Source organism: Nodularia chucula CCY0103, assembly GCF_963923915.1.
Taxonomy (GTDB): domain Bacteria; phylum Cyanobacteriota; class Cyanobacteriia; order Cyanobacteriales; family Nostocaceae; genus Nodularia; species Nodularia chucula.
In genome coordinates this window covers 1-17,819 of record NZ_CAWUOL010000031.1, presented here as the reverse complement: position 1 = coordinate 17,819, position 17,819 = coordinate 1, and the positions used below count along the sequence as shown (strand labels likewise).

Below are 17,819 nucleotides of genomic sequence, written 5' to 3'. Positions count from 1 at the left end.
GAGTACTTGCAGGCCGCATAAGAGATATGCCAGGAATGCAACTTCAGACTGGTGGCTCCGAAAACTGCTCCCTTAACCATTGAACAGCTTCGGGTGGAAGACTGACTCCCAGACTATATGCAACAGTGTCTAGTATTAATTGTGCTTGCTGTTCTTCACATAAATTCTGTGCTTGGAAGAACATCTGACTAACCAATTGAGGAGAATTGAATCGGAAATATACCTGTTCAAATGCTTTTTTCCAGTAAGTGGTAATAAAAGGTAGAATAATATGCCGATAGATTGTAGACCCTGGTTTTAATAATCCGTACACAAGTGGCATGATAGCCAAATGTACTTCAAGCGTCTTTGCAAGAGTAGTTCCCTCTTGTAACGTTGCAGCTAAATAACCAATTGCTTGAAGTACATTAGATTGTGAATTCAAAGTTTGGTAGCGATGAATAAGTTCGTTACATGATACTTGTTGTAAGTGTATTTGTTCTATTATCTCTGCTGCTGTTATCCAGTGTGTTTGTTCGTCAGAAGTTTCGCTAATCTCACGACATAATGCAGCTACATCTGCTGCTTGCCTCCAAGCGATCTCAGGCTGACGGATGGCAACTGTACTGAGGCAAAACGTGATGGGAAGTAACCCCAGGATAAAGGCATTAACTTCTGCCTGCCGCCACATTTCGTTTGGGTGGGAACCAAGAATGCCTGCCACATCAAGATCGGAATCCAAAGGATTTCCACCAGATTGAGTATGTAAAAAAACTGCTATCAGAATCGTTCCTGCTTCAATTGCTAAATCGAGAACTTCGGCATAGCGGTTATCCAGCAGTAAATGAGGGATGGCATTCATGCTAAGTGAAGGAAAGGCTAAATACTGATTTGCTGTCCGTGCCATATCCATACCTTTTAAAGCCCATGTAGCTGCACATTCATCGTTGCCTATTGCCTCAGCAAATTTAGCCAATTGTGCTGGAAGCACACTATCACGGGATGGATCGTAATTTGCTACTATTTCTGAACGGGAAGTCAAGAAAATTCCTCGCTGAGGTGCTGAATATGGCTGACCGTCCAAGGTTGGGGGAGAGCCAGTGATTGCAAGTGTGGTGAAGTAGACAGATATGTGAGCATATACGGTAAAAAGCGTTTTCCAAGCATCTGCATCTGTTTTACAAGCAAATAAATGTTCACCTGCTTGCTCCCAAGGCTCAAATGCTGCTACTAGGTCACTAGCAAGCCACTTGGCAATGGCAAGCTCTCCTAACGCTTTTACTAGCTCTGTTTCTGGTATTTCCTCAAATGTTTGTGCTAAGTTTACTGCTTGTTGAGCATATTGAATTGCCAAATAAGGCTCTTGAGAAGCAATTGCACGACTGGCTGAGAGGAAAGCGTGCATACGTACAAAAGGATAAGCTTGTATAGATTGATTTAAAGCTTTTTCTAGGCAAGCTACTGCTTCATCATTGCGGTTTACATAAAGGTACTGTCTACCTACACACTCTTTAATTAAAAATTGAACGCGAGGGTCATCAGAGGCAGTAGCAATAGCTTCTTCAGCTACTGCTACTGCTGTATTTAAGTCGTGACAATATTCTGCTAAGACAACTATTTGAGAACGTATTGTACAAGCCCATAGTAACTCTAGGTTTAGTTGAAAAGCTGTCTCTGCTAATTCTTTAAATGTGACAAGAAGCGTCTGCCATTGTTGTTGCTCTCTTGGCTTATCAGCTTCTTGCAGCCATAAATTTTCTGATACCAGCAAACAACCTAGTTCAGCAAGTGCAGAGGTAAAAACACTTTGTCGCTGTTCGGGAGTTAGATATTCTATAGTACTCACCCAGCTTTGCAAATGCTCCGCAGTTGTAATGCCACGGATATTTCCCCAAAGTAACCACTCCCACCGTACTTCGCTAGTGAAAACTAACTTGCTACCATCAGGCTTTTGTCCATTTGCCAGTAGTTGTAGTCCAGTTAGCAAGTAGTGATTAGCACGTACTGGGTCTGATTGACTAAGTACTCGATTTACGAGAGCTACAGAACCAATTACAGCCCAAGCTTCTTTTTCCGATGCTTGTTCTAGAAGTCTGTCTAAGTTCTGAACTAGATAGGTAGTATTTAGATTGTATTTGTGTCCGACTGCAACTTGTAATCCTCGTACATATATACGAAGCCCTAAATCCATCTGTTCAGGTAGTGGTTGGTTACACCATAGTAATAACAGACCCCCATCATCAACTAGCTCGTCTATTTTATCCAACTCGTAAAGAGCCAAAATTAGTATTGTACCGGCTTTATTGAAAGCTTCTGCATTATAAAAATGAATCAAGGCATCAATAGCATCGTACTGATTATATTGATGATTTTGGTGTATAAATCGCTCACCTAATCTTAGATGACATATCTTACGTGTTTCCGACAGCAAATTATCACTTCCCAGTGCCTTTACTAGTGGTGAAACACGTAAGCGATTGTTAGTATTGCGTTGCACCCAAAGTCCCATCAGAGCATTTAGACGTTCGGGATATCGTTCCACAATTGGCTCAACAGACGCAATTGCTTGTATGTCTTCTCGATTAAAATCTCTTTGCACCAAATTGAGTCGATATAAGAGTTCTCTAGTTTCCGGTTCTTCAATAGTGACTAATAATCTGTTAATTATTTCGTTATTGAGTTCTGCTGTGTACTCACTCTTGAATAACCCTGTAAGAACCTCGTCGGTGAATTGCCAATTCTGCTGATGCAAGTATCGTGCAATGGCAGTAATCAGCCAAGGGATTTGCCTCGCCAAGTTGTTAATAAAATTAACAAACTTAGTATTTAAAACAGAAGGAGATGCGCCGTAAGCTAAAAGTATTTCATATGCCTCTTGGTTACTAAAAAGTGGTGCTTCTATCACATGAAGTGTATGGTCATCAAAGTATTCACGTAAACTAAGTGGGAATTCATAACAACTAGTTGACAAAATATAAATATTTTTACCTCGACAAAGATTGGCTAGTCGAAGTAATCGTTCCGAAAGCTTATCTCCTTTTAAAAGTCGCGGTATATCATATAAAACAATTATTTGCGATGACGATGCCATCAATGCTTCCCAAGCTATGTCTAGTTGAAGACAAGCTTGTTCGATAGTTAAACCGCGCAACGACAGCCAGAGAGCCGCAACATCCCTAGCATGAACTACTAAAATTGCTAGTTGCTTTTTCCCTGTGCCAGCACCACCATGAATTGCTACCCAAGTGTGGTTATTAAAAAGACCTAATAAAATATTTACGGTTTCTACTCTATTGCTGAGATGCTTAACAGATGGAGGAATATCCAGAATGGGTGTGCTGACAGTGTACCTGATAGATGCATTAATGCCTTGTTCTCTAGCTAGACGTTGTACTTCAGCATCTATTAACGTAATTGCCTGATTAGTTTGTGATAAACCTTGCTCTAAAGTACTAACACGAGATTCTATCGCCTGAACCCAAACCCAAAGGTTGTTTAGCAGATCGCGATCGCTTTCACTCAGGGTTGGCAGAGAAAGTTGCTGGGTTAGCTCATTTACAGTTAACTGCTTACTTCCACGCTGCGAAAGCAGTTTGAATACGTATAGAAAAAGCCGTTGGTATTGCTCTTGTGCCTGGAGATTGTCTGTTGCATATTGTCGTTCTAAAAGCAGTTTTTGCAGGATCGGGCTTAATGACTGAGCTTGAGGCGCATTTGTACTCCACTCAAAATTGCGAATTAGGTCAAGGAGTTGCTCGTCGCTGGCAGTTGCAATAAATTCACGAAAAATTTGCCAAGTATCGTTATGAAGTTTGTCAGGTTTCTGAACCTTGTTTAGGATTATACGAATACCTTTTAGAACTTCGAGAAGTGCCGTCTGTTGTAAATGCCCTTGGTGTATTTGCTTCCAGGCTGTGATACCTGGAATTTGCTTCCAGGTATCACAGCCTGGAATCTTTTTTGGTATTTGCGAAAGTTTCTCTTTGCCAACCTGGGTGTTGGTTGTGAACCTAAATAACAGGTTGGCACTAGGGTTTGTCTGGTAATGCTCAATAAAACAGGCAATGGCGGTTACTACTTCAGGAGTTTTAAGGGTAATGGAACTCTCGCGATGTTTGACCTGTTCTAACAGCCGATGTTGTTCTTCTGGAGTGGCTGTCAGGGAACGAGAGACAATATCTATGTCTTCCCCACACTCAAGCTCAAGGGTCTGTCCGGTTTGCAACTTTAACCAACGCTCAATCGTTAGGTCAACTTGGTAGACATAACCTCTAATGGTGTTCCATGCATCTCTGTCACGCGGTGGAGTGAAGGAAGACATACCTCAAAGAAAACTTAAGTGATGCGAAAAGAAATTATTTCACTCTTCCTCAGCGAGCAGCACTTGCATTTTCGGATGTAGAGTGAGTTCAAGGGTAACACAGATTTCTAATCCTTCTACAAAAGCCATGAGGCATCGCCCAAAGTTAGAAATATTAGGCGAACTGCTTGCAGCAGCGCTTCGCTATCGTCCGGGAACATAATAGGGGTACAGCCGGGGTACGCGCAAAATAGGACACGTTGTAAATTTTTGTTGCAAAGCGTATTTTATTGATTTACCAACTTGCCCATAAATGATATTGGGGCAATGAAAGTTTTGCACGGTAAAATCAACTTTTTACCCTTTTCAGTGCCTCAAGCTTGCCCATAAACAATCATTTTTGGAAATGTTTCAACTGGAGGAGTCCAGTAAAGTTTGGTATTGAAGCAACCGTATATCAAGGGTTTTGATTGATATATGTTACAAAAGTTTACAGTATGTCCCATTTTACAGCTATCCCGGCTGAACCCCTAATAGCCCCTACTAGTACAAATCGGCGTAAATAAACAGACCATTCAAAATCAATGAAATGAAATGTGCGCTCACACTGCTTACACTAGCTATAATGCTCTTTGACTAGCTATAATATTCTTACAAACAATTTCGTCTTTGAAAAACATATCTTAACTGAGTAAAACTATGAAATATAGTTTCATATCTTTATATCAAGAAAAAGTGTTTCAGAAAAAGGGAGATACTCACTCAACTAATATTTTACTTGGCACTCAAACTAGGACAGATTCTCGTGAGGAACCCGATCAAGATCCAGATAATCGTGGAACTCAGACTTCTACAAGAACAAGAGAAAATCCAGATATTGATTACTCGTATACAAAGTTCACTGTGATTCCAAGATAGCAGAGTTGAATGATAGTAGTTCTTTCAAATTCATTAGACGTGACAGTAGATTATATTTGCTCCAAACTAGAGCAAAATAGATGTAGTTACCTCAGACTAAATACTGATGAGCTAATCGAAAAGGCAGAGTTGCTATTTCGACCTAACAAACTATCACTTTCTTTAGATCATCGAAAGTTAGTGCCAGAGGAAATAACTTCTGTATGGTACAGAAGACCACAGCCACTTAAGTTTCCAACAAGCAAATATTTTGAGAAGGGTGAGCAAGCACATACTCGTAGTGAATGGAGTGCAGCCATTGAAGGATTTCTTTCGCATATTCCTGCTGAATTATGGATTAACCATCCAAGAAACAATGCTTTAGCTTCATCCAAATTAGAACAACTGAGTCGTGCTAAGAAATTAGGGCTTACAATTCCCAAGACCTTAGTTACTCAATCCTGGGAGCAAGTTATCCAGTTTTGGAAAGAATGTGAAGAGAGGTTAGTCATCAAACCACTTTCGCATGGATACATTGAAAGAGATGATCCTCAAGAAGATACAATAATTTTCACAAATGAGGTCACAATAGATAAACTTTATGAAAATCGAGAATTTTTATCGTTGTGTCCAAATCTCTTTCAAGAAAAAGTAGAGAAGTTATGTGATGTTAGAGTGAATGTTATAGATGAAGAAGCTATCGCTATTGCAATTCTTCCTTCTGAGCAAGATAAATTACAGGCAATTGATATACGCAGAAGTAACATGAGCGGTGTTCTATATGAATCTATCGATTTGCCATCTCCACTCAAGAATAAGATTTTAAATTTTTGTCGTTCCTATGGACTGCGATTTGCAGCTATTGATATGGCAATTAGTATAGATGCTGAGTGGTTTTTCTTTGAAATTAATCCTAATGGTCAGTGGGCTTGGCTAGACTTAGAGGGTGTAACCGATATTGCAAGCCCATTGTTGAAATCCATGCAAAAAAAACCTTCATAAATTAGATATGGACTTCCCAGCTTATATCAAATGGGTACTAATGCGCCTTGTAATCATTGAATGCACTTTATCAGAAGTCAAAAATAGACAATATGAGTCTACTAAAGAGGTTGATCTGATTTCAGCAGAGATAGAAATAACCGAGGACAAAATTGATTTTTTAAAATATAAAAATGATGAAACTAAAGAACGTCGAGTTGCGGTAGATACCAAGGCACGTACATTATTAACCTTAACTTCTATTTTACTTGGTTTAGTCTCAAGTACCACCAGCATTGCTTCTGCAAAATCTATAGGAAAATTAGCTATTTTTCCTATTATTTTGCTATTTTTTACCATATATTTACTGACTGTATATTTTGGAGTTGAGAGAAGCCAAACAGTTGACTATAGTTATATATTTTTAGAACCAAAATATGCAAAAAAAGAATTATGTAATGATATGCTCAAATCCCAAGATTACAATGAGCGTGTAACAGATTTTATGCTTGATCTGTATCGAGCTGCTCTGCGTTATTTTTCTCTTGGAATGCTATGTATAATGATTCTTGGAATTTGGAATATATATAACGATAGTAATCAGGTCACAAAAAGTGTTATTGAAAGAATAACTGTACTTCACTGTCAACCACGGATATACTTTGGTGACGTGTATTATTTACTATTTTGGTTAGAGTATTGTTTCTATATCATATAGAGAAATGGCACTAAGTTAATACGAAACCCTTCACGTACAATAGAGAAAGCTGCTTCCGAAAACTTACAAAACATTTTAGCTTCACGTAAATAATAGACAAAATGAACTTTATCTTCTACTTCACTAAAACAAGCGAGGGGTGCATCCACTTTTGGAAGTCCCTAATTATTTAGTGCCAAGCCAGAGCGGAGACCATACCTGTACTTGGTCATCTTGGTGCAAGCATAAGCAAGTCTTATCAACCAACGACAGAATGCGGGTTGTAGCGTGAGTGTTGTCGGACTGATTCATAAGTCTGGGTTAATCGGGTGTCATCGTTAACGAAATATATACCTTTGAGCCGTTTACATTGTGTTTCTGCTAAATACAAACCTTTTGACTTTCGCCTTGCGTTAGTATGTAGCTTTTGCTGGTGATTTATACTTATAGAGTCCTATGCTAGACTGTCCACTGTACAGGTCTAGTTAGTCCACTGGACAGTTATGGTAGTAGAAATAGATCCGTTTCCTGTAACTGCACTACAGGATAGATACGCTATTGGTAAGCAGGCAGTTTATAACCGACTGGAAGCACTGGATATTAAACCCTTCAAACAAGGTAATAAATCTTACGTTCATGCAACTGATGTAGAACTACTAGATCAGCTGCACCAACATATTAAAGATGGGGGGAAGATGGATGATTTTAAATCCCCTAGATCAGTGGACACGATGGACACCCCCACTGGACAAGTAGACATTAGTTTTAGTCCACTGGACAGAGTAGACACGTCCAGTCTGACCACTGGGCAGTCAGAGACAGCAGCCAGTGAGTTGATAGCTTTGGTGGAAGCGATAGCTCCGCTCGCCGAAGGCATCGCCCGTCACCTCAAACCGTCTGACCCCTTACAACATCTCAAAGCACTTGAGGAAGCAGCAAAAGCGGGCTGGATTCTTTCATCTACTGAAGTAGAAGACTTGATTGGTTGTAAACCAAAACTCAAGGAAGGGGAACAGCAGTTTGTCCGTGGTTCTTTTGGCTTTGTCAAATCTGGAAGGGTAGGGAATCAGTCAGGATGGAGAGTAGTAAGACTTGATTAAAAAGTCTAAAAAAACCTCCAATACGGATCTCACAGTAGCAAGAAAATTATGCCCCGTATATTTGATAACATAGAATTACAATTATTGCCCATATTAAGAGATACGCTTCAAGTCTCCTATCGAGCAGATTTTTGTGTCGGCTATTTCAATCTTAGAGGTTGGCGAAAAATAGATGATTTAATTGAACAATATATTGGTGGGCATCTCGCTTGTTGTCGATTACTAATTGGGATGCAAAATTTACCCAGTGATGAAGTTCATGCCGCATTTTCTCTGGGTACTGGTGAAGGAAGAATTGATAACAGTGCCATTGTACGCTTCAAAAAACGCATGGCCTCTGAATTTCGCCAGCAGTTGACTATCGGTGCGCCTACTAATCAAGATGAAGCTGGGTTAAGGCGGTTAAGTCACCAACTAAAAACCCAAAAATTAGTTATTAAACTGTTTCTGCGTCATTCTCTCCATGCCAAATTATATCTTGTCCATCGCCAGGACACGAACATACCCACAGTAGGATTTTTAGGAAGCAGTAACCTCACACTTCCTGGTTTGGCAAAGCAAGGAGAATTAAACCTTGACGTTTTAGATCATGATGCTTGTAATAAATTACAAAAATGGTTTGATGACCGTTGGAAGGATTATGGTTGTATAGATATTTCTCAAGAACTAGCCCAAATTATTGATGAGAGTTGGGCAAGACCAGAATCAATACCTCCCTACCATATCTACCTCAAGATTGCTTACCATTTATCCCATGAAGCCATCGCTGGACTTTCTGAATTTCGCATTCCCCGTGAATTTAACAACTTGTTTGAGTTCCAAAAAGCAGCAGTTCAGTTAGCAGCGCGTCATGTTACCAGGCGCGGGGGCGTAATAATTGGTGATGTGGTGGGTTTAGGGAAAACTTTAGTGGGAACTGCCCTAGCAAAAATCTTACAGGAAGATTGTTATTTAGAAACACTGATTATTTGCCCAAAAAACTTAGTGCAGATGTGGCAGGAGTATGTAGATAAATATCGGCTATACGCTAAGGTAATGCCAATTAGCAAAGTCCAGAATCAATTACCAGACTTACGCCGATACCGGGTTGTATTAATTGATGAAAGTCACAATTTACGTAACCGAGAAGGAAAACGTTATCGGGCAATTGCCGAATATATCGCCGCTAATGAAAGTAAATGTATTCTCTTATCTGCAACTCCTTATAATAAAACTTATCTAGACCTTTCTTCTCAATTGCGGCTATTTGTGCCAGAAGACGAAAATTTGGGATTTAGACCAGAAGCTTTAATTAATCAACTGGGTGGCGGAACATTAGGAGAATTAGAGTTTATTAAAAAGCACCAATGTTCTGTACGGTCTTTAGCAGCTTTTGAAAAAAGCGAACATCCTGATGACTGGCGAGAATTGATGAAACGCTACATGGTACGGCGGACTCGTTCATTTATTAAAGATAATTATGCCAATGTTGATGAAACTGGGCGGAAATATTTAAAATTTGCAGATGGCAGTCGTTCTTTTTTCCCAGACCGCATACCTCGTACCATTAAGTTTACCTTAGAAAATTCAAATTCAGATCCATACTCTCGACTTTATTCTGAATCAATAGTAGAAGCCATTAATCAACTTAATTTACCTCGCTATGGGCTTGGTAATTACATTATTGCCAAACATAAACAACCGCCTACAGAAGCCGAGCAACGCCTACTAAATAGTTTATTTCGCGGTGGTAGAAGGTTAATGGGTTTTTCCCGTACCAACTTATTTAAACGTCTAGAAAGTAGCGGTATTGCTTTTATTCAATCAATTGAACGCCACATTTTACGTAATTTCATTTATTTGTATGCGATAGAACAGGGTTTAGATATTCCTATTGGTACTCAGGATGCGGAGTTATTAGATACTAGGAATAATGATGAAGATGCTGATTCTGTTGCAGCAACTTTATTTGATACAGAAACAGAGGAAGATGATTCCAGCACCGAACCTCTGCAAGAGGAAGCGGGAAATATGAGTGTAACAGAAAAGAGTTTTCGTCAAAAAGCAGAAACAATTTACCAAGAATATACAACCAGATATCAACGGCGATTTAAGTGGCTGCGTTCTACACTATTTGATGTAAAAAGACTAAAACGTGATTTATTAGCAGATGCCAAAGCTTTAATCAATATCTTACAAGAATTTGGAGAATGGAAACCTCAGACAGATACAAAACTTGCTGCCCTAGTTAACCTTTTAACCAAAACTCACCTTAATGAGAAAGTCCTAATTTTCACGCAATTTGCAGATACAGTTCACTATCTAACTGAAAATTTGCAAACTAGAAATATTACTAATTTAGCTAAAGTTACAGGACAATCTAAAAATCCCACAGAAATCACTGGCAGATTTAGCCCTGTGAGTAATGGTAAACGAGAACAGGTGACATCAAAACAAGAAGTGCGTATTTTAATTGCCACCGATATTCTCAGCGAAGGCCATAACTTACAAGATTGTGCAATTATTGTTAATTGGGATTTACCTTGGGCAATTATTCGCTTAATTCAAAGGGCGGGACGGGTAGATAGAATTGGACAAAATGCAGAAAAAATTCTCTGTTATTCTTTTCTCCCAGCCGAAGGGGTAGAACGCATTATTAATTTACGGGGCAGACTCCGCCAAAGACTCCAAGAAAATGCCGAAGTAGTAGGAACAGATGAAGCATTTTTTGAGGATGATTCTACTCAAGTAATTCTTGATTTATATAATGAGAAATCGGGAATTTTGGATGGTGAAGAAGATGCCGAAGTAGATTTAACTTCGGAAGCATTTCAGATTTGGAAAAAAGCCACTGACAATAACCCAGCTTTGAAAAAGACAATTGAAGAAATGTCCAATGTGGTTTATTCTACCCGCGCCCATACCCCCCAACCTGTGCAACCAGAGGGCGTATTACTTTATATGAAAACCACTGATGGTAATGATTCGTTAATTTATGTTGACAGGGAAGCTAACAGTGTTACTCAATCCCAATTGGGAGTTCTCCGGGCGGCTGCCTGTCTTGAATCTACACCAGCTATACCTAAAAATCAACAGCACCATGAGTTAGTGAAAAAGGGTGTTGAATTAATTGCTGAGGAAGAAACAAATGCCGGAGGTCAGTTAGGAAGACCTTCTGGTGCAAGGTTTCGTACCTATGAACGACTTAAAAGTTACGCTAAGGAGATGAAAGGTACACTTTTTGTTACAGAGGAACTCCTGAAAGCAGTTGACGAAATTTATCGTTATCCCTTGCGACAGTCAGCAATTGATACTCTCAACCGTCAACTCAGAAGCGGTATCAGTAATCAGCAGTTGTCGGAATTGGTGGTAGCACTGCGAATGGATGACCGCTTGTGCATTGTCAGTGAGGAAGTAGAGAAGCGAGAACCCCAGATTATTTGTTCATTGGGATTATTTCAAGCGTAAATTACTCTTAAATCTCTTCAGCATGACATTTATAACAGGTATTGCGTATAATCTAAAACTAATGGGTGTACTCTACTGAAGAGTTTTTTGGGGCTATAGCTGGGTAACGAAGTTTCTTAGTGTAAAAATATATGAGTATTGATTTCACGCAATGCCGCGAACTGTTACAAAATTTTAACTTTCAGGACTTGTTCATCTATCAGCTAGGGTGGGATTCTCCAAGACGAGAGAAACCTGTGGTGATGGAAGTTGATGGACAAAATTACACCCGTTCTAAAATAGCGGAAAAGTGCGGGGCAGTTGTGTTTGAAATCACATCTGAATCTGGACAAATTCCCCATGCCAATATTCTTGAAGCAATTTATAGAGAAATTGCCCAGTTACATTTAGAAAATTTATTAATTTTTATTGATGGTATTGATGGTAATCTTACTCAATCTTTATGGTATTGGGTGAAACGAGAAGGAAGTAAGATTTATCCTCGTGATCATGTTTATGTAAAAACTCAAGCAGGAGATTTACTGTTAGGTAAAATTAGTGCTTTGCGAGTTCCAATTGAAGAAATTGAAGAAATTACAGTTATTGATATTGCGGATCGGTTGCAAAGAGGTTTTAATGTTGAACGGGTAACTAAGGACTTTTTCAATAAATTTCAAGAACAGCATACTTCTTTTTTAGGCTTAATTAAGGGTATTGAAAATGAAGCAGATAAACGCTGGTATACCTCCGTTTTACTTAACCGCTTGATGTTTGTCTATTTTCTGCAACGAAAGGGATTTATAAAAGGCTTTATAAATGATAATGATAATACTCTTTATTTGCAAAATCAACTTACAAAAAGTAAAGAAAGAGGTAAAAATTTATTCTATAAAGAATTTTTAAATACTTTATTTTTTGAAGGTTTTGCTAAACAAGATAATCAGCGTCCCGAACCGACAAAAGCATTAATTGGTGAAGTAAAATACTTGAATGGTGGGTTATTTTTAAAACATAAAATTGAGCAAGAATACAATAATATTTTTATTCCTGATTCTGCTTTTGAAAACGTCTTAAATTTATTTGCTGATTTCTCCTGGAATTTGGACGACACACCAGGAGGTAAGGATAATGAAATTAATCCTTATGTGTTGGGATATATCTTTGAAAAGTATATTAACCAAAAGGCTTTCGGGGCTTATTATACTCGTCCAGAGATTACAGCTTATTTATGCGATCGCACAATTAACAAACTCATTTTAGATCAAGTAAACCATTTAGTAGCACCCCGCAAGTTTGACAGTATTAATGATTTAATCACCAAACTAGATGGTAATTTATGTCAACGTCTACTTTATGATATTTTACCAAATCTTTCTTTACTAGATCCAGCTTGTGGTTCTGGAGCATTTTTAATTGCCGCAATGCAAACTCTGATTTATATTTATTCTAGTGTCATTGCCACGATTGAAATCAGAATTAAAGATCCGAGCCTCAAACAGCGTTTAGATAAAGAACGAGCCGCCCATGCTTCTCTACAATATTATATTAAAAAACAAATTATTACTAATAACCTTTACGGTGTTGATATAATGCCGGAAGCAATAGAAATTGCCAAACTGCGGTTATTTTTAGAATTGGTTGCTTCTGCTCATACTGTTGATGAATTAGAACCATTGCCTAATATTGATTTTAATATTATGGCAGGTAATTCTCTGATTGGTTTAATTCGTGTTGATGAAACTGCTTTTGATGCTGTCGGAGAATCGAAACAAGGGAATTTACTTCAGGCTTTAGCAGCAGATAATTATCAAAAGATTTTAGCAGAAAAGAATGAATCCATTGAGTTGTATAAAAAACACGCTTTTCTTCCTGGTGAAGAACATGGAACAGATCAAGATGATAGATTATTAATGTTGCGTCAGGATATTGATAAACTCAATCAGCAATCCCAGGCAAAGTTAAATAATTTATTGTTGAATGAGTTTAGTAGGTTGAGTATTGAATATGAGGAAGTCCAATTAACTGGAAAGTCTAAGAAGCGGGCTTTGAATAATCAATATATTGAAGAATTAAAGCCTTTTCACTGGGGATATCATTTTGATAAAGTCTTAGAAAGAGGTGGTTTTGATGCAATTATTACAAACCCACCTTGGGAAACTTTTCAACCTAATGCAAAAGAATTCTGTTCTGAATATAGTGATATAGTCTCAAAAAACAAAATGGATGTTAAAGAATTTGAGGCAGAATTAAATCGTTTATTGTCAGATACAAAATTTCAACAAAAATGGCTTAAGTATCAAAGTGATTATAATCATCAAAGAAAGTATTTTAGATTTGCAGACCAATATGAAAATCAAGTTCCTATAATTAGCGGTAAACGCCACGGTAAAGACATCAATCTTTATAAACTATTTGTGGAACAATGCTTTAACCTTTTACGTTCAGGTGGTGAATGTGGACTTGTTATTCCTAGCGGTATTTATACTGACTTAGGGGCTAAAAAACTACGAGAAATGTTGTTTAATCATACTCAAGTTACTGGACTATTCTGCTTTGAGAATCGCAAAGAGATTTTTGAAGGAGTTCATCGTAGTTTTAAGTTTGTTGTACTTACCTTTGAAAAAGGTGGAATAACCCAAGAATTCCCTGCTGCATTTATGCGTTACGATGTCCAGGATTTGCAAAAGTTTCCAAATGATGAAAGTATAAATATCAGTTTGGAGTTTGTACGTCGTCTCTCCCCGGATTCTCTTTCAGTGATAGAGTTCAAAAGTTCTATAGAATTTTCTATTGCTGAAAAAATGCTCAAGTTTCCTTTACTGGGTGAAAAGATAAACGGTAAGTGGAATCTGGAATTACATCGTGAATTTAATATGACTGATGATAAAAATTTATTCAAGCAACAAATAAAAGGTAGATTACCACTTTATGAAGGTAAAATGATTCGTCAGTTTACTCACCAATATGCTGAACCTAGATATTGGGTAGATGAAAAAGAAGGAAGACAAGTTTTATTAAAAAGAAACGAAAGCGATATTGGTCAAAAATTAGATTATCAAAATTACCGTTTCGCATATAGGTCTATTGCTAGAAGCACTGATTCTAGAACTCTTATTGGAACAGTTTTACCTCAAAAAGTTTTTTGTGGTAATTCTTTGAATATTGCAGTACCAGATCGTAATGAACATACAATATTTATTTGTGGTATACTTAATAGTTTTTGTGTTGATTTCGCACTGCGTCAAATGGTGTCTGCAAACATTAATATGTTTTATATCTACCAACTACCAGTTCCACGCTTAACAGAAGGCGATAAATACTTTAATGAAATAGTAGAACGTGCTGTTAAACTTATTTGTAATACACCAGAATTTGAAGAACTCGCCCAAGAAGTAGGACTAGAATCTCATAAAAACGGCGTAACTGACGTAACAGAACGCGCTCAACTGCGTGCAGAACTAGATGGAATTATAGCCCATCTTTACGGTTTTACAGAAGAAGAATTTAGTTACATTCTCACCACATTCCCCATTGTTCCAGAATTTATCAAACAATCAGCACTAGAAGCTTATCGCACCTTTACCCCAATGTCTGGAGATGCAGAAATTATCGAATTAATTCAACAAGAAGAAGGTTCAAACATCGAATTTAAATCAACAGCCCGTTGGAATCTGCGTGATAACAAACAAGATAAAGCAATGGAACATGAAATTGTCAAAACCGTTGCTGCTTTTTTAAATGCAGATGGGGGAACATTGTTAATTGGAATAGATGACGACGGCGAACCCTTGGGCTTGAAAAATGATTATCAAACATTGAGAAAACAAAACAATGACGGCTATATGCTGTTCTTGAATAATGATTTACTGTTAAGAGAAATAGGTAAAGATAGTGGTACACTCTTCCAAATTACCTTTCATCAAGTCAGTGGACAGGATGTGTGTCGAGTAATTGTTAAACCTTCCCCCAAACCTGTGTACGTCAAAGTTAAAGATAAAAGCGGTAAAGAAGAAGAAGTATTTTATCTTCGTAGTAATAACTCAAGCGTCAAACTTTCAACTAAAGAAGCTGTTGATTACAGTAATACCCGTTGGGCGGCGTAAATTTATATTAATTATTGTATCTGCAATTGTTCAGATGTCTACACTGATTTATCACATCACCCATATTAATAACTTAACCTCCATATTAACCAGTGGGGGATTGATAGCAAATAGTAGACTCAAGACACAACAAACCAACTATCTTGACATCGCCCACGGACAAATCCAAGATAGACGTGCCACCACAAAAGTCCCCTGTAGTGCCGGGGGATATTTACATGATTACGTTCCCTTTTATTTTGCCCCACGTTCCCCCATGCTTTATGCCATTCATAAACAAAACGTAGCTACTTATAGCGGTAGACAACAGCCAATTATTCATCTAGTTTCAGAAGCATACACCATTAAAAACTCTCGTCTAAACTTTGCTTTTACAGATGGACACGCTATCATGGCGTATAGCGAATTTTATGATAACTTATCTGATTTAGAATCTGTCATTGATTGGCAATTAATGAAATCAAAATATTGGTTTGATACAGAAGATGACCCCAACCGCAAATGCAGAAGACAAGCAGAATTTTTAGTCCATGAAAATTGCCCTTGGAACTTGATTCAACAAATAGGCGTAATCAATCATACCATTGCTCAACAAGTACAACAAATCCTCACTAACTTTAATCTACAAACACCAGTAAATATTTATCCCAGTTGGTATTATTAAAATTATCCATCAAGTAGTAAAATATTATTTCAAATTATTATTAGTTTTAATCAATAACTCCATTAAGTAGTAAAATAATATTGATGTAAAAACAGTTTCTAGTTCATCCAGTCATAGATAATCAGTAATCGGCAATCAATTATTACCAATCAGCAACTACCCCACAAAATACAGCCAGATAAACAGCGATTAAAATTATTTAATCCCTTAAAAACAATGATTGAAATTAAGCAAGGCAACCTATTAACAGAACCAGCCCAAGCCCTAGTAAACACAGTGAATTGTGTCGGTGTCATGGGTAAAGGTATCGCCTTGCAATTTAAACAAGCTTATCCAGAAAACTTCCGCCAATACGAAAAAGCCTGTCGTGCAGGACTTGTGCAACCGGGGCAAATGTTTACCGTCGCCACAGGTAACTTATTTAACCCTCAATATATTATTAACTTCCCCACCAAAGGCCACTGGAAAGGTAAATCCAAATTAGATGATATCAAAACCGGACTGGTGGCATTAGTCGCCCAAGTACAGCAACTAAACATCACCTCCATTGCCATTCCCCCACTAGGATGCGGTAACGGCGGCTTGGACTGGGCTGTAGTAAAACCCTTGATAGAATCAGCCTTTGCCCCCCTGGCAGATATCCACGTGATTATCTTTGAACCAAGTGGCGCACCCGCAGCCACACAAATGCCCGTGGCCAGCAAACAGCCAAATATGACTCGCGCCCGTGCTTTGTTCATTCGCCTTCTGGAATTATACGGAATTCCAGGTTACGAATTAACCAAACTAGAAATCCAAAAACTCGCCTACTTTTTGCAAGTAGGCGGTGAACCCCTGCGCCTTGAGTATGTCAAACATAAATATGGACCCTATGCCCATAACCTGAATCATGTTTTAAGACACATAGAAGGGCATTACATACGCGGCTATGGGGATGGCACAGCCAAGGCAGAAAGCGCGGAGATTTACGTCTTACCAGCCGGAAGAGAAGCTGCACAGACATTTTTAGCCCATGACCCATCAGCCCAGGAACGCTTAGAGCGAGTTAGCAATTTAATCACTGGCTTTGAAACCCCCTATGGCATGGAATTATTAGCCACAGTTCACTGGGTAGGGACTCAAGAAACCAACCCAGCCCCAGACAGTGAACAGGCTATAGAATTAGTCCACTCCTGGACAGATCGCAAAAGAACTATTTTTAAGTCAGCGCATATACGTAAAGCTTGGCAGCGATTAGAACAGCAAAATTGGTTGGGTGTAAAGTAAAAAATATGACTACTAGGGGTTCAGCCGGGGTACGCGCAAAATAGGACACGTTGTAAATTTTATGGAACGGTAGCAATTGTTGCTAATGGTACTAGGGATTAGCAGTAAGATTTCTGGATGAATTTTGGTAAAAACTTCCAACTTGAAGTAGACACTGAAATTCTCACTTGCCCCGCCAGGAAATTTGATAGTATCTGCTGTTGATGCAACGCAAAAGATAAATGATGCCACTGTTGCAAAACCAGATGTTGCTGCTGATAACGGTGTTATTCACGTAATTGATACAGTGTTGATTCCTGCATAAGCAAACGCTGAAATAGAGAATACTATTTGTGGGGCGGTGATTCTAGATGGGTGTCCGCCGAGATACGTGCAAAATGGGACACGTTGTAAAGTTTTGTAAAGA

The 17,819-nt window shown here is 38.4% G+C and carries 8 protein-coding genes and 1 pseudogene; 8 read left to right on the top strand and 1 reads right to left on the bottom strand.

Annotation, left to right across the window (positions count from 1 at the left end; all coding sequences use genetic code 11):
• Positions 1-43 precede the first annotated feature (43 nt).
• Positions 44-4,300 (bottom strand): hypothetical protein, encoded by a 4,257-nt coding sequence (locus ACM0OP_RS11000; protein WP_414528447.1) that lies wholly within the window; start codon positions 4,298-4,300, stop codon positions 44-46.
• Positions 4,301-5,206: 906 nt separating this feature from the next.
• Here ACM0OP_RS11000 and ACM0OP_RS10995 point away from each other — a divergent pair.
• From ACM0OP_RS10995 to ACM0OP_RS10960, 8 genes and pseudogenes are all read left to right on the top strand, one after another.
• Positions 5,207-6,178, top strand: a complete 972-nt coding sequence (locus tag ACM0OP_RS10995; protein WP_414528446.1) for an MvdC/MvdD family ATP grasp protein — start codon at positions 5,207-5,209, stop codon at positions 6,176-6,178.
• A 7-nt stretch (positions 6,179-6,185) separates the two neighbouring features.
• On the top strand, positions 6,186-6,875 hold the full coding sequence (locus ACM0OP_RS10990; RefSeq protein ID WP_414528445.1) for a hypothetical protein: 690 nt from the start codon (positions 6,186-6,188) through the stop codon (positions 6,873-6,875).
• Between the two features lie 482 nt (positions 6,876-7,357).
• A complete protein-coding gene (locus tag ACM0OP_RS10985; protein WP_414528444.1) occupies positions 7,358-7,954 on the top strand; it encodes a hypothetical protein in 597 nt (198 codons plus the stop codon).
• Between the two features lie 48 nt (positions 7,955-8,002).
• Positions 8,003-11,401 (top strand): helicase-related protein, encoded by a 3,399-nt coding sequence (locus ACM0OP_RS10980; RefSeq protein ID WP_414528443.1) that lies wholly within the window; start codon positions 8,003-8,005, stop codon positions 11,399-11,401.
• Positions 11,402-11,532: 131 nt separating this feature from the next.
• Positions 11,533-15,483, top strand: a complete 3,951-nt coding sequence (locus tag ACM0OP_RS10975) for an Eco57I restriction-modification methylase domain-containing protein (RefSeq protein WP_414528442.1) — start codon at positions 11,533-11,535, stop codon at positions 15,481-15,483.
• Positions 15,484-15,517: 34 nt separating this feature from the next.
• A complete protein-coding gene (darT, locus tag ACM0OP_RS10970; protein ID WP_414528441.1) occupies positions 15,518-16,147 on the top strand; it encodes a type II toxin-antitoxin system toxin DNA ADP-ribosyl transferase DarT in 630 nt (209 codons plus the stop codon).
• A gap of 216 nt (positions 16,148-16,363) precedes the next feature.
• Positions 16,364-17,413, top strand: a complete 1,050-nt coding sequence (gene darG, locus ACM0OP_RS10965; RefSeq protein WP_414528440.1) for a type II toxin-antitoxin system antitoxin DNA ADP-ribosyl glycohydrolase DarG — start codon at positions 16,364-16,366, stop codon at positions 17,411-17,413.
• Between the two features lie 199 nt (positions 17,414-17,612).
• Positions 17,613-17,717: pseudogene (locus ACM0OP_RS10960) on the top strand (fasciclin domain-containing protein); the annotation flags it as partial.
• Between the last annotated feature and the right edge of the window lie 102 nt (positions 17,718-17,819).

What these genes read in the sequence shown, in the direction of transcription:
- darG (WP_414528440.1), top strand. Translation starts at nt 16,364, where the DNA reads ATGATTGAAATTAAGCAAGGCAACCTATTAACAGAACCAGCCCAAGCC.
- ACM0OP_RS10975 (WP_414528442.1), top strand. Translation starts at nt 11,533, where the DNA reads ATGAGTATTGATTTCACGCAATGCCGCGAACTGTTACAAAATTTTAAC.
- ACM0OP_RS10990 (WP_414528445.1), top strand. Translation starts at nt 6,186, where the DNA reads ATGGACTTCCCAGCTTATATCAAATGGGTACTAATGCGCCTTGTAATC.
- ACM0OP_RS10985 (WP_414528444.1), top strand. Translation starts at nt 7,358, where the DNA reads ATGGTAGTAGAAATAGATCCGTTTCCTGTAACTGCACTACAGGATAGA.
- ACM0OP_RS11000 (WP_414528447.1), bottom strand. Translation starts at nt 4,300, where the DNA reads ATGTCTTCCTTCACTCCACCGCGTGACAGAGATGCATGGAACACCATT.
- darT (WP_414528441.1), top strand. Translation starts at nt 15,518, where the DNA reads ATGTCTACACTGATTTATCACATCACCCATATTAATAACTTAACCTCC.
- ACM0OP_RS10980 (WP_414528443.1), top strand. Translation starts at nt 8,003, where the DNA reads ATGCCCCGTATATTTGATAACATAGAATTACAATTATTGCCCATATTA.
- ACM0OP_RS10995 (WP_414528446.1), top strand. Translation starts at nt 5,207, where the DNA reads ATGATAGTAGTTCTTTCAAATTCATTAGACGTGACAGTAGATTATATT.